The 17393-nt window shown below is 70.2% G+C and carries 22 protein-coding genes; 17 read left to right on the forward strand and 5 right to left on the reverse strand.

Annotated features, from left to right (window positions below):
* Positions 1–12: 12 nt before the first annotated feature.
* The 6 genes from NKI68_RS12950 to NKI68_RS12975 all read left to right on the forward strand — a co-directional run bounded on the left by NKI68_RS12950 (position 13) and on the right by NKI68_RS12975 (position 4385).
* Entirely contained in the window at positions 13–1134 is a 1122-nt protein-coding gene (locus NKI68_RS12950; protein ID WP_254543520.1) for a pyridoxal phosphate-dependent aminotransferase, read from the forward strand.
* Positions 1135–1187: 53 nt separating this feature from the next.
* Positions 1188–1571 carry a hypothetical protein gene (locus NKI68_RS12955; RefSeq protein ID WP_254543521.1) on the forward strand — a complete coding sequence of 128 codons (384 nt, stop codon included), beginning with the start codon at positions 1188–1190 and terminating at the stop codon, positions 1569–1571.
* A gap of 203 nt (positions 1572–1774) precedes the next feature.
* The gene (locus NKI68_RS12960) at positions 1775–2143 is read left to right on the forward strand and encodes a hypothetical protein (protein WP_254543522.1); all 369 of its coding nucleotides are present in this window, start codon (positions 1775–1777) and stop codon (positions 2141–2143) included.
* Positions 2144–2197: 54 nt separating this feature from the next.
* On the forward strand, positions 2198–3052 hold the full coding sequence (locus NKI68_RS12965; protein WP_254543523.1) for a UbiA family prenyltransferase: 855 nt from the start codon (positions 2198–2200) through the stop codon (positions 3050–3052).
* A 32-nt stretch (positions 3053–3084) separates the two neighbouring features.
* Positions 3085–3867, forward strand: a complete 783-nt coding sequence (locus NKI68_RS12970; protein WP_254543524.1) for a class I SAM-dependent methyltransferase — start codon at positions 3085–3087, stop codon at positions 3865–3867.
* A 137-nt stretch (positions 3868–4004) separates the two neighbouring features.
* The gene (locus tag NKI68_RS12975; protein ID WP_254543525.1) at positions 4005–4385 is read left to right on the forward strand and encodes a DUF8048 family protein; all 381 of its coding nucleotides are present in this window, start codon (positions 4005–4007) and stop codon (positions 4383–4385) included.
* Between the two features lie 35 nt (positions 4386–4420).
* Here NKI68_RS12975 and NKI68_RS12980 read toward each other — a convergent pair whose 3' ends face one another.
* Positions 4421–4822 (reverse strand): hypothetical protein, encoded by a 402-nt coding sequence (locus NKI68_RS12980; RefSeq protein WP_254543526.1) that lies wholly within the window; start codon positions 4820–4822, stop codon positions 4421–4423.
* Between the two features lie 90 nt (positions 4823–4912).
* Between NKI68_RS12980 and NKI68_RS12985 the strand changes: the two genes are divergently transcribed.
* The 3 genes from NKI68_RS12985 (at position 4913) to NKI68_RS12995 (ending at position 6505) form a co-directional block, all read left to right on the forward strand.
* Positions 4913–5326: an NUDIX hydrolase gene (locus NKI68_RS12985; RefSeq protein WP_254543527.1), complete on the forward strand. Its 414-nt coding sequence runs from the start codon at positions 4913–4915 to the stop codon at positions 5324–5326.
* Between the two features lie 94 nt (positions 5327–5420).
* The gene (locus tag NKI68_RS12990) at positions 5421–5888 is read left to right on the forward strand and encodes a GNAT family N-acetyltransferase (protein WP_254543528.1); all 468 of its coding nucleotides are present in this window, start codon (positions 5421–5423) and stop codon (positions 5886–5888) included.
* Between the two features lie 191 nt (positions 5889–6079).
* Positions 6080–6505, forward strand: a complete 426-nt coding sequence (locus NKI68_RS12995) for an EamA family transporter (RefSeq protein ID WP_368410949.1) — start codon at positions 6080–6082, stop codon at positions 6503–6505.
* 73 nt (positions 6506–6578) lie between these two features.
* On the opposite strand, the gene NKI68_RS13000 is transcribed toward NKI68_RS12995, so the two are convergent.
* Complete coding sequence (locus NKI68_RS13000) at positions 6579–7757, reverse strand: redox-regulated ATPase YchF (protein WP_254543530.1); 1179 nt, start codon at positions 7755–7757, stop codon at positions 6579–6581.
* 514 nt (positions 7758–8271) lie between these two features.
* Between NKI68_RS13000 and NKI68_RS13005 the strand changes: the two genes are divergently transcribed.
* Positions 8272–8751: a cupin domain-containing protein gene (locus tag NKI68_RS13005; RefSeq protein WP_254543531.1), complete on the forward strand. Its 480-nt coding sequence runs from the start codon at positions 8272–8274 to the stop codon at positions 8749–8751.
* Between the two features lie 438 nt (positions 8752–9189).
* Here NKI68_RS13005 and NKI68_RS13010 read toward each other — a convergent pair whose 3' ends face one another.
* On the reverse strand, positions 9190–10059 hold the full coding sequence (locus NKI68_RS13010; RefSeq protein ID WP_368410831.1) for a polymer-forming cytoskeletal protein: 870 nt from the start codon (positions 10057–10059) through the stop codon (positions 9190–9192).
* 196 nt (positions 10060–10255) lie between these two features.
* Here NKI68_RS13010 and NKI68_RS13015 point away from each other — a divergent pair, with 196 nt between their 5' ends.
* The 3 genes from NKI68_RS13015 (at position 10256) to NKI68_RS13020 (ending at position 11367) form a co-directional block, all read left to right on the forward strand.
* A complete protein-coding gene (locus NKI68_RS13015) occupies positions 10256–10453 on the forward strand; it encodes a DUF5800 family protein (RefSeq protein WP_254543532.1) in 198 nt (65 codons plus the stop codon).
* A gap of 166 nt (positions 10454–10619) precedes the next feature.
* Complete coding sequence (locus NKI68_RS23585) at positions 10620–10745, forward strand: hypothetical protein (protein ID WP_256562610.1); 126 nt, start codon at positions 10620–10622, stop codon at positions 10743–10745.
* A gap of 79 nt (positions 10746–10824) precedes the next feature.
* Positions 10825–11367 (forward strand): SHOCT domain-containing protein, encoded by a 543-nt coding sequence (locus NKI68_RS13020; RefSeq protein ID WP_254543533.1) that lies wholly within the window; start codon positions 10825–10827, stop codon positions 11365–11367.
* A 6-nt stretch (positions 11368–11373) separates the two neighbouring features.
* Here the strand turns inward: NKI68_RS13020 and NKI68_RS13025 are convergent, their stop codons facing one another.
* Complete coding sequence (locus NKI68_RS13025) at positions 11374–11775, reverse strand: DUF7410 domain-containing protein (protein ID WP_254543534.1); 402 nt, start codon at positions 11773–11775, stop codon at positions 11374–11376.
* 60 nt (positions 11776–11835) lie between these two features.
* On the opposite strand from NKI68_RS13025, the gene NKI68_RS13030 reads away from it, so the two are divergent.
* Complete coding sequence (locus NKI68_RS13030; protein ID WP_254543535.1) at positions 11836–12702, forward strand: cytochrome c oxidase subunit 3; 867 nt, start codon at positions 11836–11838, stop codon at positions 12700–12702.
* A gap of 853 nt (positions 12703–13555) precedes the next feature.
* Here the strand turns inward: NKI68_RS13030 and coxB are convergent.
* A complete protein-coding gene (coxB, locus tag NKI68_RS13035; RefSeq protein WP_254543536.1) occupies positions 13556–14515 on the reverse strand; it encodes a cytochrome c oxidase subunit II in 960 nt (319 codons plus the stop codon).
* A gap of 134 nt (positions 14516–14649) precedes the next feature.
* On the opposite strand from coxB, the gene NKI68_RS13040 reads away from it, so the two are divergent.
* The 3 genes from NKI68_RS13040 to NKI68_RS13050 are packed head-to-tail and all read left to right on the forward strand — an operon-like array spanning position 14650 to position 17070.
* Positions 14650–16140, forward strand: coding sequence for a heme o synthase (locus tag NKI68_RS13040; protein ID WP_254546430.1), 1491 nt, complete (start codon positions 14650–14652; stop codon positions 16138–16140).
* A gap of 1 nt (position 16141) precedes the next feature.
* Positions 16142–16843: a DUF7546 family protein gene (locus tag NKI68_RS13045; RefSeq protein ID WP_254543537.1), complete on the forward strand. Its 702-nt coding sequence runs from the start codon at positions 16142–16144 to the stop codon at positions 16841–16843.
* Positions 16840–17070: a SelT/SelW/SelH family protein gene (locus NKI68_RS13050; RefSeq protein WP_254543538.1), complete on the forward strand. Its 231-nt coding sequence runs from the start codon at positions 16840–16842 to the stop codon at positions 17068–17070. The genes NKI68_RS13045 and NKI68_RS13050 overlap by 4 nt, the downstream gene beginning before the upstream one ends.
* The last annotated feature ends 323 nt before the right edge of the window (positions 17071–17393 follow it).

Raw genomic sequence — 17393 nt, forward strand, 5'->3', positions numbered from 1 at the left:
GGGAGGTAGCGTATGACCGAGTTCTCTCGGCGGGTCGAGCGGATCTCCATCAGCGGGATCCGCGAGGTGTTCGAGGCGGCGGGGGCGGACGCGATCAACCTCGGCCTCGGCCAGCCGGACTTTCCGACGCCCGAGCACGCGAAGCGGGCGGCCATCGACGCCATCGAGTCGGGCGCGAGCGACGCGTACACCTCGAACAAGGGCACTCTCGCGCTCCGCGAGGCGATCACCGCGAAGCACGAGCGGGACAACGGCTTCGCGCCCGATCCCGGGAACGTCATCGCCACGGCGGGCGGTAGCGAGGCCCTGCACATCGCGCTGGAGGCGCACGTCGAGGACGGGCGGGAGGTGATCTACCCCGATCCCGGGTTCGTCTCCTACGAGGCGCTCACCCTGCTCGCGGGCGGGACGCCCAGGCCGATCCCGTTGCGCGAGGACCTCACGATGGACCCCGCCGCCGTGGAGGAGGCGATCACCGACGACACCGCCGCGTTCGTCGTCAACTCGCCCGCCAACCCGACCGGGGCCGTCCAGTCGGAGGCGGACATGCGAGAGTTCGCCCGCATCGCCGACGAGCACGACGTGCTCTGCCTCTCGGATGAGGTGTACGAGCGACTCGTCTTCGAGGGCGAGCACCACTCGCCGATGCGGTACGCCGAGACGGACAACGTCGTCGTGGTGAACGCCTGCTCCAAGGCCTACTCGATGACCGGCTGGCGACTCGGCTGGGTGACCGCGAGCGAGCGGCGGATCGAGCGCATGCTCCGCGTCCACCAGTACGCCCAGGCCTGCGCGAGCGCCCCGGCGCAGTTCGCCGCCGAGGCCGCCCTCTCCGGACCGCAGGACGTGGTGGACGAGATGGTGGCCGCCTTCGAGGAGCGCCGCGACGTCCTCCTCGACGGTCTCGAGGACATGGGCCTCCGGACGCCGACCCCGCAGGGGGCGTTCTACGCGATGCCCGAGGTCCCCGATGGGTGGGTCGAGGCGGTCATCGACCGCGGCGTCGTCGTCGTCCCGGGCGAGGCGTTCGGCGAGCACGGGGCGGGGTACGCGCGGATCTCCTACGCGGCCGGCGTCGAAACGCTCCAGGAGGCGCTCGAGGCGATGCGCGAAGCCACCCTGGCCGTGCGCTGACTCGGCGAGCGTGCAGGCGTAATCCGTAACTCGTCGCCCGCCCTATGGGGGGCGTGGACTCGCTCGCCCCCGACCACGTGCCGCTCTACGAGACGGCCGCCGAACAGCGCCGCGTGTGGGAGCGCTGCGCCGAGCGCGGCCTCCCGGTCGTCGCGGTGCGCGACGCCGCCCGCGGCTACGTCGTCCGGTACGACCTCCAGCACCTCGGGCGCGAACTCAGACCGGACGTGCTCCAGCGCCTGCGCGACCGCGTGCACGCCTTCCGACGGCAGGAGCCGCGCGTCGACGCCGCCTCCCAGGTCGAGCGGATCGGCGGCGAGGTCGGCCCCGTCTCCGGTGACCTCCACGCGCCGACCGAGGCGGTCGCCCGCGACCTCGCCTCCCACGTCGCTGCCACCGTCTTCGACCGGTCGAACTGGCGGTATGAACCGCGGTAACGCGACCCGCGGCACCCTCCACGCTTTTACCGGTCGCTCCCCTCGTCGGTGATACCATGAGGACCGGACTCCCGATCGACGACTGACGGTCCCGCATCGGCGCGCCGACGCGCCCGTGTCGGGACTCCCGTTTCCCCCGTCTCGGCACGACTCCCCGTTCTGCCGAGTCCGCACCGCCTTCGAGCGACAGCACTCGCACACACATGTCCCGACAGTTCCACTCAGACGCACAGTCCGATCGGCTCGACCGCCCGTCGCGGCGGTCCCGCCGGGCCGCCCGACGACCCTCGCGGCTGGACCGATCGACCCGATACGACCCCCGAACGCCTGCCGACGCCCGCGCGCTCGCGGTGGCGTTCGCGCTCGCCGCCGCCGTCCCGCTCGCGCTGGGCGCGGCGGCCGCACCCCTCCCCGCGGCGCTCCTGCTGATCGCAGTCGCCGCCGTGGCACTCGCGCTCCGCCGGGTCGCCCGCCGACGCCTCGCGGCCGGCGGTCCCGGTTCCCGGACGGCCAGGCTTCCCGGCCTCGGCCTCTCGGTCGAGGTGACGGTCAGCGCCTCGGACAGACGCTGACCGTCGCTGACTGCCGGGCGAGGTTTCTTGTCGCTGCTCCGCCACCTCATTAATATGGCAATCGCACGCCACGGCTCGGGGGTGGACGCGGCCGTCCGCGCGCTCGCCTCGCAGGTCCACCCCGTGTTCATGCTCCCGCCGCTGGCCGCGAGCGCCTTCGGCGCGGTGCTCGCCCGCGACTTCTCGCTCGCGCTCGCGCTCGTCCACCTGGCGGCCGCCTTCTTCGGGCTCTACACCGCGCACGTGAAGGACGGCTACGTCGACTTCTACGGCCGCGGGGAGGACGACGACCACCCGCTCAGCGAGCGCGGGTGTCGCCTCGCGCTCGCCGGTGCCTCCGCCTGCTTCTTCGTCCTCCTCGGCGTCATCGCGCTCCTCGTCGGCCCGATCGCCGCCCTCCTCACCCTCCCGGGGTGGCTCATCGGTTACTTTCACGCCCCGCAACTCGACATGCACCCCGTCTCGGCGACGGCGGGCTACCCGACGGGTGTCGGACTCGCCCTCCTCGGGGGCTACTACGTCCAGACGCGGACGCTCTCCCCGACGGTGCTCGCCTTCGCCGCCGTGTTCGTGGTCGTCCTCTCGGGCATCAAGGTGATCGACGACGCGAAGGACTACGACTACGACCGCTCCATCTCGAAGCGCACCGTGGCGGTCGTCCTCGGTCGCCGCCGCGCCCGCGAGGCGGCCTACGGCCTCATGGTCGCCGGGATGCTCGCGGTCGCGCTCCTCGCGCTGTTGACCCCGATCTTCCCCCCGAGCAGCGTCCTCGCGGCAGTCGCGTTCGGTGCCGTCGCGCTCGTCGCCCGCCCGATGGACTCCGCGCTGGCGACGATGGTGCTCATCCGGGGGTCGTACGTCTTCCTCGCGCTGCTCATCGCGGCGGTGTGGTTCCGGCCACTGGGGTAGCGCTTTGTCGATCCCGGGACTGTACCCGTTCGATGACCGACTGGTACACCGACCGCGATGCGGTCGCCGAGCAGTACCGCGACGCCTCGAACCTGAACGCGCGCGCCGCCCTCCACGAACGGTACGGCACGGCCGAACTCGACCTCCACCCCTGGCTCCTCGAGCAGTTCGAGCTTCCGGAGGACGCCCGCGTCCTGACCCTGGGCGGCGGTCCGGGGGACATCTGGCCGACGGTCGCGGAGCGCGTTCCCGACGGCTGGCGGGTGTGCCACACCGACGTCTCGCCGGGGATGGTCCGCGAGGCCCGCGGGGCGCTCTCCGATTCGGCGGTCGCCGCCGACTTCGGCGTGGTCGACGCCAAGTCGCTCCCGTTCGCGGACGCGTCCTTCGACGCCGTCACCGCGAACCACATGCTGTACCACGTACCGGACCGCGAGCGGGCGCTCCGCGAGGTCCGGCGCGTCCTCGCCCCGGACGGCGCGCTCTACGCGGCGACGAACGGGGAGGGGAACGTACGGGCGATATACGACGTCATGGAGTCCGTCGCGGACGACTCGCTCCCTCGGGTATCCGGATTCAGCCTGGAGGACGGCGGCGATCAACTCCGGGCGGTCTTCGATCGCGTGGACCGCAGACGCTACGACGACTCGCTCGCCGTGACGGACGTCGACGCGCTGGTCCGGTACGCGCTCTCCCGCGACGAGTTCGACGCCGACGACGCGCCGGCGCTCCGCGAGGCGTTCCGCGAGGGGTTCGAGGGCGGCGTCTTCCGCGCCGAGAAGGACGTGGGGGTGTTCGTCGCGCGGACTCGGTAGCGCACCGTGACCGGGGGCGTCGTCGCTCGTGACCGGGAGCGCCGTCGCTCACAACCCACCTCGCACGTGTCCGTCCGGGACCGTCCGCCTCCGCGAGGCCCCAGCCTTGATACCCGCCCCGCGAGTAGCCCGAGGCCGTGACCGACACCGCACGGACGACGGCCATCGACGCCGAGGTCTGCGAGCGGATCGCCGCCGAGGGCGGAACCGACGCCGACGACCTCGTCGGCGCGCTCGCGGTCGTGGACGCCGCGCTGACCGACGAGCACTCGACCTACGAGCGCGAGTACGAGTACGCCACCGTCGAGGGGACGCGCGTCTACCTCGCCGACCCCGCCGAGTGGGACGACCTCGCGGCGCGCCTCGACCTCGACGCCTCCCTCCGCGCGGCGGTCGCCCGCGCCCACGAGGCGCAGGCCGAGAAGCTGCTCGACGACGCGACCGCCGGCCGCCGGGCCGAGGTGGAGGAGGGCACCGCGATCGTCGTCGGGACCGACACCGCCGAGGAGATGGCCTGATCGGAGGGTCGTCGTTCCCCACGCCCCCGCGGCCGTCACTCCTCCAGTCGCTCTGCCGCCCGCCGACACCGCGCGAGCCAGCGCTCCTCGTACGTCCAGGGACCGACGACGCGCCCGAACAGGTCCCGGACGCTCGTGACTCCCTCCGCCTCGCACCACCCGACGCACTCGGCGTAGAGCGCCCGCGGGTGGTCGTCGTCGTCCTCGCGGAGTCGGAGTTCCGTCGCCCCCGAGAGGGCGGCGAGGAACGCGCGGGTGTGCCCGTCGATCAGTACCCATCCCTCCACCCCCTCCAGGCGAATCGCGGGCAGGGGATCGTAGCTCGGCTCGTCGGCGTCGAACCACGCGAGCGCGCGGACGAGCTTTTCACTGCTCAGGTAGAGCTGACTGGGCCGCGGCGCGTCGACCGGCACCGCGAACGAATCCGCGTCCGACACGTCGGGACCAACGGCCCGTCGGGGGAAAGAACCGTCCCCCCGCCGTGGGTTAATGCTATCTATTGACACGTCGACGTACGATCGAGAACCATGTCTCGGATCGTCGAGAAGGCCTGCGTCTACGCGACCCGCGCTCGGGACGAACTCCTTGTCTTCGAGCGCCCCGACGCGGACGCGGGCGTCCGCGTCCCCGGCGGCACCGTCGAGTCGGACGAACCGCACGAACTCGCGGCTCTGCGTGAACTGAAGGAGGAGTGCGGGATCGCGGGCGACCGCGCCACCTACCTGGGCTCCATCCGGCGGCACCACCCGCGGCGGCCGGAGATCCACCACCGGCACTTCTTCCACGCGCCGGTCGAGGAGCGCCGCGACCGCTGGGATCACGTCGTCACCGGCGGCGGCGACGACGCCGGGACGGTGTTCCGGTGCTACTGGTTACCCGTACCCGCAGCGCCCTACGCGCTCGATCACGGGTTCGACGCGCTCGTCCACCGCCTGCGGTGACCCGGTAGCACGCGTCGCCGCTCGCGCTCCCGAGGCGTGCTAAAATCCGGCACGCCGAGCGAAGCCTGAAGAGCGAGCGCCGTGGAGTCCCCGTATGGAACTCGTCGAAGCCACCGCTGACGACCTCGGCGCGCTCGTCGACCGCTGGTACGACCTCGCGAGGGCGACGGAGGGTTATGCCGAAACGAACGAACTCGCCTACGGGGACGTCAGCGAGGTCGCCGACGACGGCTTCCGCGCTCACCTCGCCGACGAGGACGTCACCGACTACCTCGTCGTCCACGAGGGCGAGACTATCGGCTTCGTCACTCTCCGCGAGGGCCACCACCCCTCGCGGCGGTACTCGCGGTACCTTCGCATCGTGAACCTCGCGATCGACGAAGGTCACCGGAGTCAGGGTCACGGCACGGAGGTCGTAGAGCGCGTGAAGGAACTGGCCCGCGAGCGGGGTTGTGACCACCTCAAGGTCTCCTGCGAGTGGCGGAACGAGGACGCACGCCGGTTCTACCGCGACGCGAACTTCCAGCCGAAGCAGGTCGACTACGTACAGCCGCTAGAGTGAGCCGAGATACGCCCCCATCCTACGGCTATCTTCGAACAGCGAGCGGATCCGCCCTTCAGGGCGGACGTCGCCCGTCACGGGGTTGCACCGTCAATTAACGCTCACGATCACGATTGTAGATAGAGGTTGTTTAAGAGCCACAGGTGATGAGGGCAGAGGTACTTCTTAGTGGCGATGTAGATCGCACACTGATGGGTTTTCCCGAGATAGATTCGGCTGTCTTCTTCGGTTCGATCACGATGGTAACGTGGGGGATCTGGGTAGTCCTGGGTAACGCTGCGTCGGAGTCCATCGACCCGAGGACGGCCGCCGCCATCTCCTATCTCGTTGCGGGACCCCTCGCACTCGGATTCATCCTCGTTTCAGACGCATCGCTCGCCATCACCGCGAGAGGAGGACTGCTCGCCGGCGCGGCCGGGTTGTTCACCGGAATCGGCCTCATCTCGATGTACATCGGCCTCTCCGGAGGGTCAACGACAACCGTCTCTACTCTCGGTGCGATGTACTTCGTCATCGCGGCCATCATCGGTATGGTCGTCCTCGGAGAGGAAGTTACGATAGCGAGGCTCGCCGGGATCGCGTTCGCAGTTGTCGGGGTCGTATTGGTGACCCGGTGAAGTACCACGGGTCGGGGTGGCCCGTAGTACTCTGCCTCGAAACCTATAGACGTAGCACTCGGTGCAAAAGTTATCAGTTAGTGCTCACGATCTTGATCACGTCGCCCTCCTCCAGTTCGTGGTCGTCGCCGATGCGCCGCCGCGAGCGCGCGTCGACGGCGTGGAGGTAGCCGTCGCCGATGTCCGAGTGGACGGCGTACGCGAGGTCGCGGGGAGTAGAGCCCCGCGGGAGCAGGAAGGCGTCGGGGAGGACGTTCCCCTGCCCGTCGGTCCACTTCGTCTCGTTCTGGACCGGGTAGGCGGTCACGCGGTCGAGCAGGTCGTAGACCGCCGCGTCGAGCGCCGCCTGTACGCCCGTGCCGCCCCACGCCTCCATCACGCCGCGGATGCGCTCCAGACCGGCCTCCTGCTCCGCGGTCACCTCGCCGACCACCGCGAAGTCGGGGTCGCCGGGGTCGTACTCGACGACGCCCGCCTTCGCCGCCTGCCGGAGCGCGAGTTCCCCCTCCGCGCTGGCGGGGACGACGATGTCGGCCGCCTCGCGCAGGCGCGCCACGTTCTCCGCCGGGGCGACGTCCGCCTTGTTCGCCACGACGACGATAGGCTTCGAGCGCGCCCGGAGGTCCCGAGCGAGGCGCTCCCTGTCCTCGTCGGTCCACGCCTTCGGGTCGTCGGGGTACTCGACGCTTCTGAGGGTGGCGGACACGTCCGCCTCGCTCGCGCCGATGCCGGTCAGCATCTCGGTGAGCGCGTCCTCCAGGTCGAAGTCGGGCGCGCGCGACTGGCGCTCGATCGACTCCCAGTTGCGCGCGACGATGCCCGCCATCCAGAGGTCCATCTCCTCCTCGACGAAGTCCACGTCCCGCACGGGGTCGTAGCTCCCCACCTCGACGGGTTCGCCCTCGGCGTTCGTGCCGCCGGAGGCGTCCACGACGTTGAGGATCGCGTCGGCGTTCGACAGCGCGTCGAGGAACTGGTTGCCGAGACCGCGCCCCTCGTGCGCGCCCGGGACGAGGCCCGCCACGTCGAGCAGTTCGATCGGGACGTAGCGCTTCCCGTCGCGGCAGCGCTCGTTCCCGCAGCGCTCCTCGCGGTCGAGACAGGGACACTCGGTGCGCGCGTGGCTCACGCCGCGGTTCGGGTTGATGGTCGTGAACGGGTAGTTGCCGACGTCGACCTCCGCGAGCGTCGCGGCGCGGTAGAACGTGGACTTCCCGGCGTTGGGCTTGCCCGCGAGCGCGACAGAGAGCATACCGTGGGGTCGTTTCGAGTCGCGGAGTGCCTTTCGGTTGCTTGGGGAGTGGGGTTCAGGGTAGTTGGAGGTTCACGATGCGAGAACACCGAGATAACGATGCCTCGGCGACGATCAGACGACAGCGTCTGCAAAGCCCTCACGCGCTGCACTCGGGCGGCGAGCGAGACCTTCGGTCTCGCTACTTCCCGCTCACTCCGCTCGCGGGAACCTCGCTGCGCTCCTCGGTTCGCTCGTTTCACTCGCTCACCTGCGGTGCTTACGTCGTCGGCCTTCGCGCAGCGCGCTCGCCCTTTGCGATTCCGCCAGGAAACTCGCGTGGCTCGTCTCCTGAGCCCTCGTTCGCTCGCGTTGCTCGCTCGCGGGAACGCCAGGACCCTACCTGACTCCGTCGGGCGCGCACGGAGCGCGCCCGGCCGCGTGGCGGGTGTGACGGGTATGCGTGCCCGTCCACTCCCCGAAACCGTCCCGATCACCGATAGTTACCTGTGTCTCGGGTGCACGATCCTCACGTATGGATCCCATCAACGAGTCGGACCTCGACTGGACCGAACTCGACGGGGTGGAGGGGACGTTCGGACAGAAGCGGTTGGGCGAGGCGGCCGGGGGCGACCGTCTCGGGTGCACCCTCTACGAACTGCCCGCCGGCTGTCAACCGTGGTCGTACCACTACCACGCGGCGAACGAGGAGGCGATCTACGTGTTGTCGGGGACTGGCACCCTCCGCGTGGATGGCGACGAGTACGCGCTCTGCGAGGGGGACTACGTGGCCTTTCCGGCGGACGAATCCGGCGGTCACTGCGTCGTCAACGACTCGGACGCGCCGCTCCGGTACCTCGCGTTCTCGACGATGGCGGAGCCGGACGTCACGGTTCACCCCGAGATCGGGAAGGTCGGGGTGTACGTCGGTGCCGCGCCCGGCAGCGGGGACGAGCGGACGCTGTCGGGGTTCTTCGACGTCGACGACGCCGTGGACGGGTCGGAGGACGAGTGACCCCGGCGATCGGAACGGATGCGGTTTCCACGCGAGCCGCGCGGCCGGGAGGGCGTCCCGTCGCCCGATCCGGGGGAGGGCAGGCGGGCGATGCGGGACGGTGCGGTCGCCTGGTGGACTGAAAGGGCGAGCGCGGTAGACGAAGCACGCCGACGTAAGCACCGCAGGCGAACGCAGTGAGCCGAGGAGCGCAGCGAGGCGCGCGAGTCACGCGAGCCGGGCGGGACCGGAGGTCCCGCTGGAAGCCGGCCATCGGCCGGCGACGATGCGAGCGTGACGTCGGAAGTCGCAGCCCGCGCAGCCGAGCACCGCGAGGCGAGCAGGACCGTCTTCCGGGAGTCTACAGCGTGAGGGCTTTCGGGGTGTTGCGGTTAGTTACGTGAGCGAAGGCTTTCGAGACGTTCTACGTGGGAACGTTCCGTCCTCTCACTCGGCGCGTTACTCCGTCTCCCGGGCGAACTCGCGGTGGATGGACATCTCGCCGCGCGCCCGAATGCTGCCGTCGATGGCGGCGTCGTCGTGCAGCGAGAGGTCCTCGCAGGCGACGTCACCGAGGATCTCAGCGCCGGGGGCGATCCTGACGGTGCCCCGCTTGGTGGTCACGTCGCCGTGGACGCGCGTGCCCTCGCCGACGGTGATGTCGCCGCGGGCGCGGAGGCTGCCGAAGACGTTGTTGTCCCGGCCCACGTCGAGCGAGGTGGCGCGGATGTTGCCGTGGATGCGGCAGTCGTCGCCGACGACGCCCGGCTTGGAGACGCGCCAGGCGTCGTCGCTGACGCTCGACCCGCGGGGGACGATCAGCGGGTCGGGCTCCTCGTCCTCCTCGTCGGCCTCGGCGTCGCCGAGCAGTTCCTCCGCCGCCTCCCGGGCCTCCTCCTCCTCGCCGATGCGAAGCAGGTGCGAGAGGTAGACGAAGAAGAACACGACGGTCGGCATGGGGTTGCGAATGACGATCCAGCCGTTGGCCTCGAAGCCGCGCTCGATGTCCACGTCGTCGCCGATGTCGAGGTCGCCGCTCACCATCAGCTGCCCGCCGATGCGGGTGCGCTCGCCGATGTAGGCGTCCTCGCCGACGAGGACGTTCCCCGCCACGTCGCACCACATGTCGAGGCGGCAGTCGCCCGCCGCCTCGATGTCGTGGCCGAAGGTGACGCGCTCGCCGGCGACGACGGTCCGCCCGCGGACACCGAACTCGACGGTGCTCTGGCCGCCGACGATCACGTCGCCGTCGGTCACCAGGTCGCGTTCCTCGACGGTCGTCCCGTCGGGGATGGCCAGTCGTTCGAGCGGGTCCGAGCGAATCGACACGAGTAGTCCGTTACCGTCACCCGTAATAAACCCCGTGCGATCGTCCGACGCGGGGCTGACGCTCCGCTCCGTTCCGCTCCGACTCGCGGGTCCCGTCTCGCGGGATCCGGAGCGGTCGGTCGACCCCACGACCGCCCGATTCCCGGCGACGATCCGGTCAGGTTTATGGCCGCGCGCGGCCAACGCGGAGTCACGTATGACCGTTCTCTCGTTCGACGAATCGGGCGTCGACGTCGTCTACAAGGGTACCGAGTTCCGCCTGGAGAAGTCGCTCATCGAGGACGCCGTCCAGAAGCCCTACCCCGACGTGACCGACCACGAGGTCCTGATGATCGTCGAGGAGGACCCGTCGCCGACGGGCGAACCGCGTCGCATCGCCGACATCGTGGGATAGACGGCTCTCGACCCCGTCCGACCACTTCCGATCGTCGAATCCCCGACGGCCCGCTCCCTGTTCGGACCCCTCGCCCCTCGAGCGCATCCCTCGCCCGACCTCGGCTCGACCGGTCGCGTCGCCTCCGCAGCGATAGAGCTTTCATCCGGCGCGCGCACCCTCGGATATGGCCGATCTCGCCCGGTTCGACCACCCCGCCTTTCGGACGGCCGCCGCCACCGTCGTCAGCTACCTGCTGATCCTCGCCGCGATGACCGCCCTGCTGTTCGGCGTCCCGTACCTCCTCTTCTGATCCGGGAACCGGTTCGCGGAACCTGCGGCTACCGGAGTAGCCGCAGTCTATACCAACCCTCGCGCCGTTATGGGGGTGTATGTCCCGGGTAGTCGCGTGGATCCGCCGACACCACGTCGGCGTGCTCGCCGTCTCGCTGTTCGTCGTCACCGTGCTGCTGTTCGGCGTCCTCGGTCTCGGAACGCTCGTCGCGCTCGCGTCGCTGACCGCGCCGCTCGACGCGCTCGTCGGCGCGGTCCTCCCGTGGGCGGTCGCGGCGCTCCTGCTCGGCGCGCTGGCGCTCGGGCTGATCGCCGCGCTCGCGTGGACGTTCGTCCGGCGGCTGTCGCTCCCGAAGAGTCAGCGCGCGGCCGACCTCGCCGCGCGGATCGAACGCCACAACGAGTGGGCGCGCTCGGTCGGCCTCTCGGCGGTCGTCGCGCCGCCGCGCCCCACGACCGACGATCGGATCGACGACCTCAAGCGCCGCTACGTCGACGGCGACCTCTCGGAGGCGGAGTTCGAGCGCCGCGTCGGCTCGCTCGTCGACGGCGAGCATCGCGAGGGGAGACGGGGGCACACCGGACGGAAACGCGGCCCACGGCGCGAACGGGGGGACGCGGAGCGCGCCCGGGGTCGGTGACCGCGCTCACGTGACGAACGCGTAGACGATGAGGAAGCCGAAGTAGACGAGCACGAGCAGGGCGAGCGCCTTCAGCCGGAAGAGGTTCAGCTCCTCCTCCTCGCCCTCGTAGGTCTCCTGGAACCGTTCGTACTCCGCCGGGGAGAGGCGATCGCCGTGCTCGAGGCCGCGGTGGAGCACCAGCCAGTCCTCGCGGGCGAACCGCCGGCCGCAGAACTCACAGACACGCGGTCCGTCGGGGCCGTTCGCCTCCGGCGATCCGTCCGACTCGGCGTCGCGCGAGCGCGTGCGAACCGGTGGTGGGGAGTCGACGTCGGTCATCTGTGGGGTCGGAACGGGGGCGCTCCGGGCCTTCGTCGGCACTACGGTGACGGCGAAGGTGTACCTTCCGCCTTCCGCCGCTCGCATTTCGCCCTCCACCCCGTGCGTTTGAGAGCCTTTTTGCTTCCCCGCTCGTAACGAAGCGACATGAGTGTAGACGAAGCGGACGAGCACGGCGGGCACCACCACCACCTGCCCGCGGTCGAGGACTGGCCGCGGGGGTTCGGCGAGGCCAGCTGGTGGCCGTTCATCACCGCCCTCGGCGGCGCGGGGTTCTACGTCGGTGCCGCCCTGTTCGTCCTCGGTAACGGTGAAGAACCGCTCATCGACCCGCTCATCGGGCCGGCGGTGTTCGTCGGGAGCACGTTCGTGTTCCTCGCCGGGCTGTACGGCTGGCTGTACCACGCCTTCATCGTGAACTTCTGGGAGGGCGAACCCGAGGGGACCAGCTCTCGCGGCCTCCGACTGGCGATGCTCCTATTCCTCGGGAGCGAGATCTCCACCTTCGGGGCGGGCTTCGTCTACTACTTCTTCATCCGGGCGGGGACGTGGCCGCCGACGGGCGGGGAACTCCCCCACCTGCTGAGTTCGCTCGTCCTGATCAACACGGCCATCCTGGTGGTGAGCAGTTTCACCCTCCACTACGCACACGTCGCGCTCCTGAACGGCAAGCGCGGGCGGTTCAAGGGCCTCCTCGCCGTGACGCTCCTGCTCGGGGTCGTCTTCCTCGGCGGGCAGGTGCTCGAGTACTACGAGTTCATCGTCGGGGCGGGCTTCACGCTCCAGCAAGGCGTCTACGCGAGCGCGTTCTTCGGGCTGACCGGCCTGCACGGCCTGCACGTCACCCTGGGCGCGGTGCTCATCGCCATCGTCTTCATCCGCGCGCTCTACGGGCAGTACTCCCCCGATCGCCACACGTCCGTCTCGACGGTCTCGATGTACTGGCACTTCGTGGACGCCGTCTGGATCTTCCTCGTCGTCGTCCTCTACGTCGGCGCGGAAGTCCACTTCTGATCGGCGACGCGACGCACGCTCTCTTCTTCCTTCTCTCCCGCTCCTCCCTCACCCGTTTCTCTCCTCCGCTTCCTTCGCCCGTTCCACCTCCTCTCTTCTCTCATCCGTTCCTCTCCCCCTCTTCCTTCGCCCGCTCCCTCTCTTTCTCCTCTCCCTCTCTCCTCGCTGCTGGACCACCGACCCGGGCGACGACGCCGAGGTCGGGGCGGCCGGCGTCGCTCCCGAGACGCCGACCGTCGGGACCGGACTCAGTCCCAGCCCGCGAGGACGAGACGCCGGGCGACGCGTTCCCGAAGTGGCCGCCGCCGTGCGCGGGTGGGCGATTCCTCGCGTCGCTCCCCGCGTTCCGGATTCGCCGCGGGACAGATCCCCGAACGTCCGGTTTCGGCGAGGGGGCGTTCGGGTCGACGGGGTGGACGCGCGCGAGGGGTGAGACGCGCATCCCCGGGAATCGCGCGTCGGCGAACCGCCGCCGTCCCGGGCACGACGACCACCGCGGGCCGCGCGGGGCCGATCCGTCGGACGGTCCGGCGCAGCGATAGTCGAGGGTCAGCCCCGGTCCGATCCGTTCCGCCGCCGCGGCGTCCCGGAGGCCGGGTCACTCGTCGGCGCGGATCGGAGGCGACGGGGTGCACGTTCGAGAGCGACGACCGACGGAGCGACGAGCGACGGTCGGCGGTGGCGGTAGAGCGGTCGGGGTCGGAGGAACGACGGCGGTAACTCGGCGCGGAGAAGCGGCGGCGCGGTGGACGAGAGGGGCGTGCTCGCGGATACGGTCGGCTACGGCGCGGCGTCGGGAGAAGTGCGTCGTGGGAGTACTCTGAGATCGCGTCGGATCGGTTCTCGAGCGGGTTCAGGCCGTGCCGTTGGCGGTCCCGTTCGCGGTCGCGTTGGCCGTAGCGTTGGTGGCGTTGCCGCCCGCGGTCGCGTTGGTGGCGTTCGTCGCGTTGCCGGTGGTCGCGTTCGTCGCGTTGGTGGCGTTCGTGGCGTTACCGCCCGTGGCGTTCCCCGCGGTGGTGTTGTTGCTCGCGGTGGCGTTCGCGCCGCCGCTACCGGACTGCTGTTGCTTCTGGAGGTACTGCTCGTACTTCTCCTGGGAGACGACCTCGACCGTGCCGAGCATCTGCGAGTGCCCGACGCCGCAGTACTCGGCGCAGTAGAGCTGGTAGGTGCCCTTCTCCGTGGCCTTCGTGATGATCGTGTTGTACTGGCCGGGGAAGGCGTCCTGCTTCAGCCCGAGATCGGGCGCGTGGAACGCGTGGAGCCAGTCGACGGAGGTGACGTGGATGTACACCGTCCGGTTGGCGGGGATCACGACGCGGTTCTTCTCGCCGGTCACGTTCTCCTCGGGGTAGTAGACGTTCCAGAGGTACTTCTGGGCGACGACCTCGACCTGGACCGCGTTCTCCCCGGCCGGCACCTTCTCGCCGGGGTAGTCCTGCGTCAGGTTGGCGACCTGACCGTCGTCGGGGCTGGTGGCGGTCGCGCCGCCGATGAAGGCGCTGCCGAGCACCTGGTAGGAGGCGAGACCGACGAAGAGGAGGATGATGGCCGTGGCGACGGTCCACGTGATCTCGAGGCGACGGTTCTCCTGGGTCGGTGACGGGTCGTCGTTGTTGCGGAACTTGTAGACGGTGTAGATGAGGATGCCCTCGACGAGCACGGTGATGGGGACTGCGACGTACAACAGCTTCTGGTTCAGTCCCGAAATCAGCCGCTCGTTGACGGACGACTGGGCCGCGACGGGCTCTGCGAGGACCGCGAGGAGCACGAGCCCTCCGAGCACACCCAGTAATCTCCGGGTAACTCTCATGCGAGTCGGTTAGAAACTGCGGCGTAAATACCTACTGACTGCGCCCCGACGCGGGCCGAAAGCGGGGGGTCTAAGTGCCGACGTGACCGACTCTCGAGGCAGTGACCGTGTCTCGACGCCCCCGCTTCACGACGATGCTCACGGCCGCGACCGTCGGCGTCTATCTGCTGGTCGTGGTCGGGGCCACGACCGCGCTCGCGGACGCCGTCGCCGCGTGCGGAACCTGGCCGCTCTGTTCCGGTCCGCTCACCGACCCGCAGGTCGCGATCGCCACGGGCCACCGCGTCGCGGCGACCGTCGTCGGCGCGCTCGTCGTCGCCGCCGTCGCGCTCGGCTGGTCCGAGGCCGCCCCCCGGGCGAAGGCGGCGCTCCTCGTCGCGCTCGCGCTCTACCCCCTCCAGGTCGGCGTCGGCGCGTTCGTCGCCGTCTCCGGCGCGCCGCCGGCGCTCTCCGGCGCGCACCTGTTCACCGCGATGGTCATCTTCGGGAGCCTCGCGCTCGCGCTCGCGTGGCAACTCGAGGCCGAGACGGGCCATCGACCCCCCGTCGAGACGCTCGACTCCCCGACGGCCGAGTCGACCGGTTCGATCGAGTCGACAGGGCCGACCGGATCGACCGGACCGACCGGATCGAGATCGACCGGATCGACCGCGTCAGCGACCGGGCCTGCACCCGCGTCCGGGGACGCCCCCGACCCGACGGCGGTTTCGGCGGTTTCGTCCCACCCGGACGTTCCCTCCCGCCCCGAGACGCTCCTCGACCGCGCGACGACGACCGCGGCCATCTACTTCAGGCTCATGAAACCGCGGCTGATGTGGCTGCTCTGTCTCGTGGCGGGCGCGGCGATGGCGCTCGCGGCCGGTCCCGACCTCCGGGTCGACACGGTGCTCTACACCCTCGGCGGGGGCGTCCTCGCCATCGGGGCGAGCGGAACGTTCAACCACGTCCTCGAACGCGACATCGATCGGAAGATGGCTCGCACGTCCGACCGTCCCCTCGTCACCCACCGCGTGCCCGTCCGCAACGCGCTCGCGTTCGGCGGCGTCCTCACCCTCGCCGCCGTCGTCGCGTTCCTGCAGATCAACGTTCTGACCGCCGCGCTCGGCTTCGCGGCCATCGTCTTCTACAGCGTGATCTACACGCTCGTCCTCAAGCCCAACACCGTCCAGAACACCGTCATCGGCGGGGCGGCGGGGGCGCTCCCGGCGCTCATCGGGTGGGCCGCCGTCACGAATTCCGTCGAACTGGCGGGGCTGGCGCTCGCGGGCGTCATCTTCCTCTGGACCCCGGCGCACTTCTACAACCTCGCGCTCGCCTACAAGGAGGACTACGCCCGCGGGGGCTTCCCCATGATGCCGGTCGTGCGCGGCGACACGGCGACGCGGCGACACATCGTCTACTACCTCGCGGCGACGCTGCTCGGCGCGAGCGTCCTCACGGCGCTCTCGGACCTCGGCTGGCTCTACGCCGTCGTCACCGTCGCCTTCGGGGCGCTGTTCCTCTGGACGGTGGTACGCCTGCACCGCGAGCGCACGAAGTCGGCGGCCCTGCGCGCGTTCCACGCGTCGAACGCCTACCTCGGCGCGCTCCTCGTGGCCGTCCTCGTCGACGCCATGGTCCTGTAGCATGAGTACCGCGACCGCCGCGTTCGACCGGGTCAGCCCCTCCCGGGAGACGCTGCTGGGGCTCGCCGTCCTCGTCAACACCGAACTCCTGCTCGTCGTCGGGTACCTCCTCTGGACGGGGGTCACGCCCACCCGTCCGCTGTTCTACGTCTACCCGTTCGTCTGGATCAACGCCGCGGCGTGGGGGCTGTGGCGCGTCGAGGTCCCCTCCGCGCCGGCGCGTCGTCGCCTCGCCGTCGGCGCGGTCGCGGTCGGCTACTTCCTCCTGCTCGGCTACGTCGGCGGGCTGTACGCCGTCGGCTCGACGCCCGGCCCGTCCGACGTCAGGATCGTCCTGCGGACCCTCCCGCCGGGGTGGAGCCCCGCCCTCCTCTACGCGGGCGAGTGGCTGACGCTCGCGCTCCTCCCGTTCAAGGTCGTCGGCTACGCGACGCTCGCGTACCTCGTCTACGCGACGCTCCTCGACGCGGGCGGGTCGGCCACGGCGGGGTTGCTCGGCCTGTTCTCCTGCGTCTCGTGCACTCTCCCGCTGATCGCCGGCGTGCTGAGCGGCTTCCTCGGCGGGGCGACGGCGCTCGTCTCGGCCGCCTACGGCCAGAGCTACGGCCTCTCGACGGTCGTGTTCGTGCTCACCGTGGCGCTGCTCGTCTGGCGACCGACGGCGGCGGACCTATCACGGGTGCGCTCCTTACTCCGCCCGTGACGACGGTCGAGATCGAGTACTGCGTTCCCTGCGGCTTCCTGCGCCGCGCCGAGGACGTCCTGCACGTCCTGCTCGCGACCTTCGGCGAGCGGCTGGACCGGGTCGCGCTCGTCACCGGCGACCACGGCGTGTTCGTCGTTCGCGTGGACGGCGAGGTCGTCTTCGACGTGAGCGAGGACGACTTCGACGCCGACGAGATCGCCCGCCGGGTGCGCTCGCGGATGTGAGCGGGGCGGGCGTATCGCCCACTCCTGTATCCCCGCCAGCGAGCAGCGCGAACAAAGGGGTGCGCCGGAAACCGATCGTACTGAACCCCCTGGCGGACTGAAAGGGCGAGTGGTCTGGGCGAAGCACGACGACGCAAGCACTGCAGGGAGGCCGAACGGAGTGAGGCCGAGCGAAGCGCGCAGCGAGGCGCACGAGTCCAGACCGCGAGGGCTTTCGAGGTCACGTTCACGCACTCGACAGTAGCCAAGACCGCCTCGAAAGCCCTCGCGCTCTCGGGTCGGGGGGCTCGCTGCGCGCACTCTCTCGCTTCGCTCGTTCGCGT

This window comes from Halomarina pelagica (assembly GCF_024228315.1).
GTDB classification, from domain to species: Archaea; Halobacteriota; Halobacteria; order Halobacteriales; family Haloarculaceae; genus Halomarina; species Halomarina pelagica.

Excerpts from the sequence above, each read along its gene's own strand:
- NKI68_RS12950 (WP_254543520.1), top strand. The coding sequence starts at position 13 with ATGACCGAGTTCTCTCGGCGGGTCGAGCGGATCTCCATCAGCGGGATC.
- NKI68_RS12960 (WP_254543522.1), top strand. The coding sequence starts at position 1,775 with ATGTCCCGACAGTTCCACTCAGACGCACAGTCCGATCGGCTCGACCGC.
- NKI68_RS12965 (WP_254543523.1), top strand. The coding sequence starts at position 2,198 with ATGGCAATCGCACGCCACGGCTCGGGGGTGGACGCGGCCGTCCGCGCG.
- NKI68_RS12970 (WP_254543524.1), top strand. The coding sequence starts at position 3,085 with ATGACCGACTGGTACACCGACCGCGATGCGGTCGCCGAGCAGTACCGC.
- NKI68_RS12985 (WP_254543527.1), top strand. The coding sequence starts at position 4,913 with ATGTCTCGGATCGTCGAGAAGGCCTGCGTCTACGCGACCCGCGCTCGG.
- NKI68_RS12990 (WP_254543528.1), top strand. The coding sequence starts at position 5,421 with ATGGAACTCGTCGAAGCCACCGCTGACGACCTCGGCGCGCTCGTCGAC.
- NKI68_RS12995 (WP_368410949.1), top strand. The coding sequence starts at position 6,080 with ATGGGTTTTCCCGAGATAGATTCGGCTGTCTTCTTCGGTTCGATCACG.
- NKI68_RS13000 (WP_254543530.1), bottom strand. The coding sequence starts at position 7,757 with ATGCTCTCTGTCGCGCTCGCGGGCAAGCCCAACGCCGGGAAGTCCACG.
- NKI68_RS13005 (WP_254543531.1), top strand. The coding sequence starts at position 8,272 with ATGGATCCCATCAACGAGTCGGACCTCGACTGGACCGAACTCGACGGG.
- NKI68_RS13015 (WP_254543532.1), top strand. The coding sequence starts at position 10,256 with ATGACCGTTCTCTCGTTCGACGAATCGGGCGTCGACGTCGTCTACAAG.
- NKI68_RS23585 (WP_256562610.1), top strand. The coding sequence starts at position 10,620 with ATGGCCGATCTCGCCCGGTTCGACCACCCCGCCTTTCGGACGGCCGCC.
- NKI68_RS13020 (WP_254543533.1), top strand. The coding sequence starts at position 10,825 with ATGTCCCGGGTAGTCGCGTGGATCCGCCGACACCACGTCGGCGTGCTC.
- NKI68_RS13025 (WP_254543534.1), bottom strand. The coding sequence starts at position 11,775 with ATGCGAGCGGCGGAAGGCGGAAGGTACACCTTCGCCGTCACCGTAGTG.
- NKI68_RS13030 (WP_254543535.1), top strand. The coding sequence starts at position 11,836 with ATGAGTGTAGACGAAGCGGACGAGCACGGCGGGCACCACCACCACCTG.
- coxB (WP_254543536.1), bottom strand. The coding sequence starts at position 14,515 with ATGAGAGTTACCCGGAGATTACTGGGTGTGCTCGGAGGGCTCGTGCTC.
- NKI68_RS13040 (WP_254546430.1), top strand. The coding sequence starts at position 14,650 with ATGCTCACGGCCGCGACCGTCGGCGTCTATCTGCTGGTCGTGGTCGGG.
- NKI68_RS13045 (WP_254543537.1), top strand. The coding sequence starts at position 16,142 with ATGAGTACCGCGACCGCCGCGTTCGACCGGGTCAGCCCCTCCCGGGAG.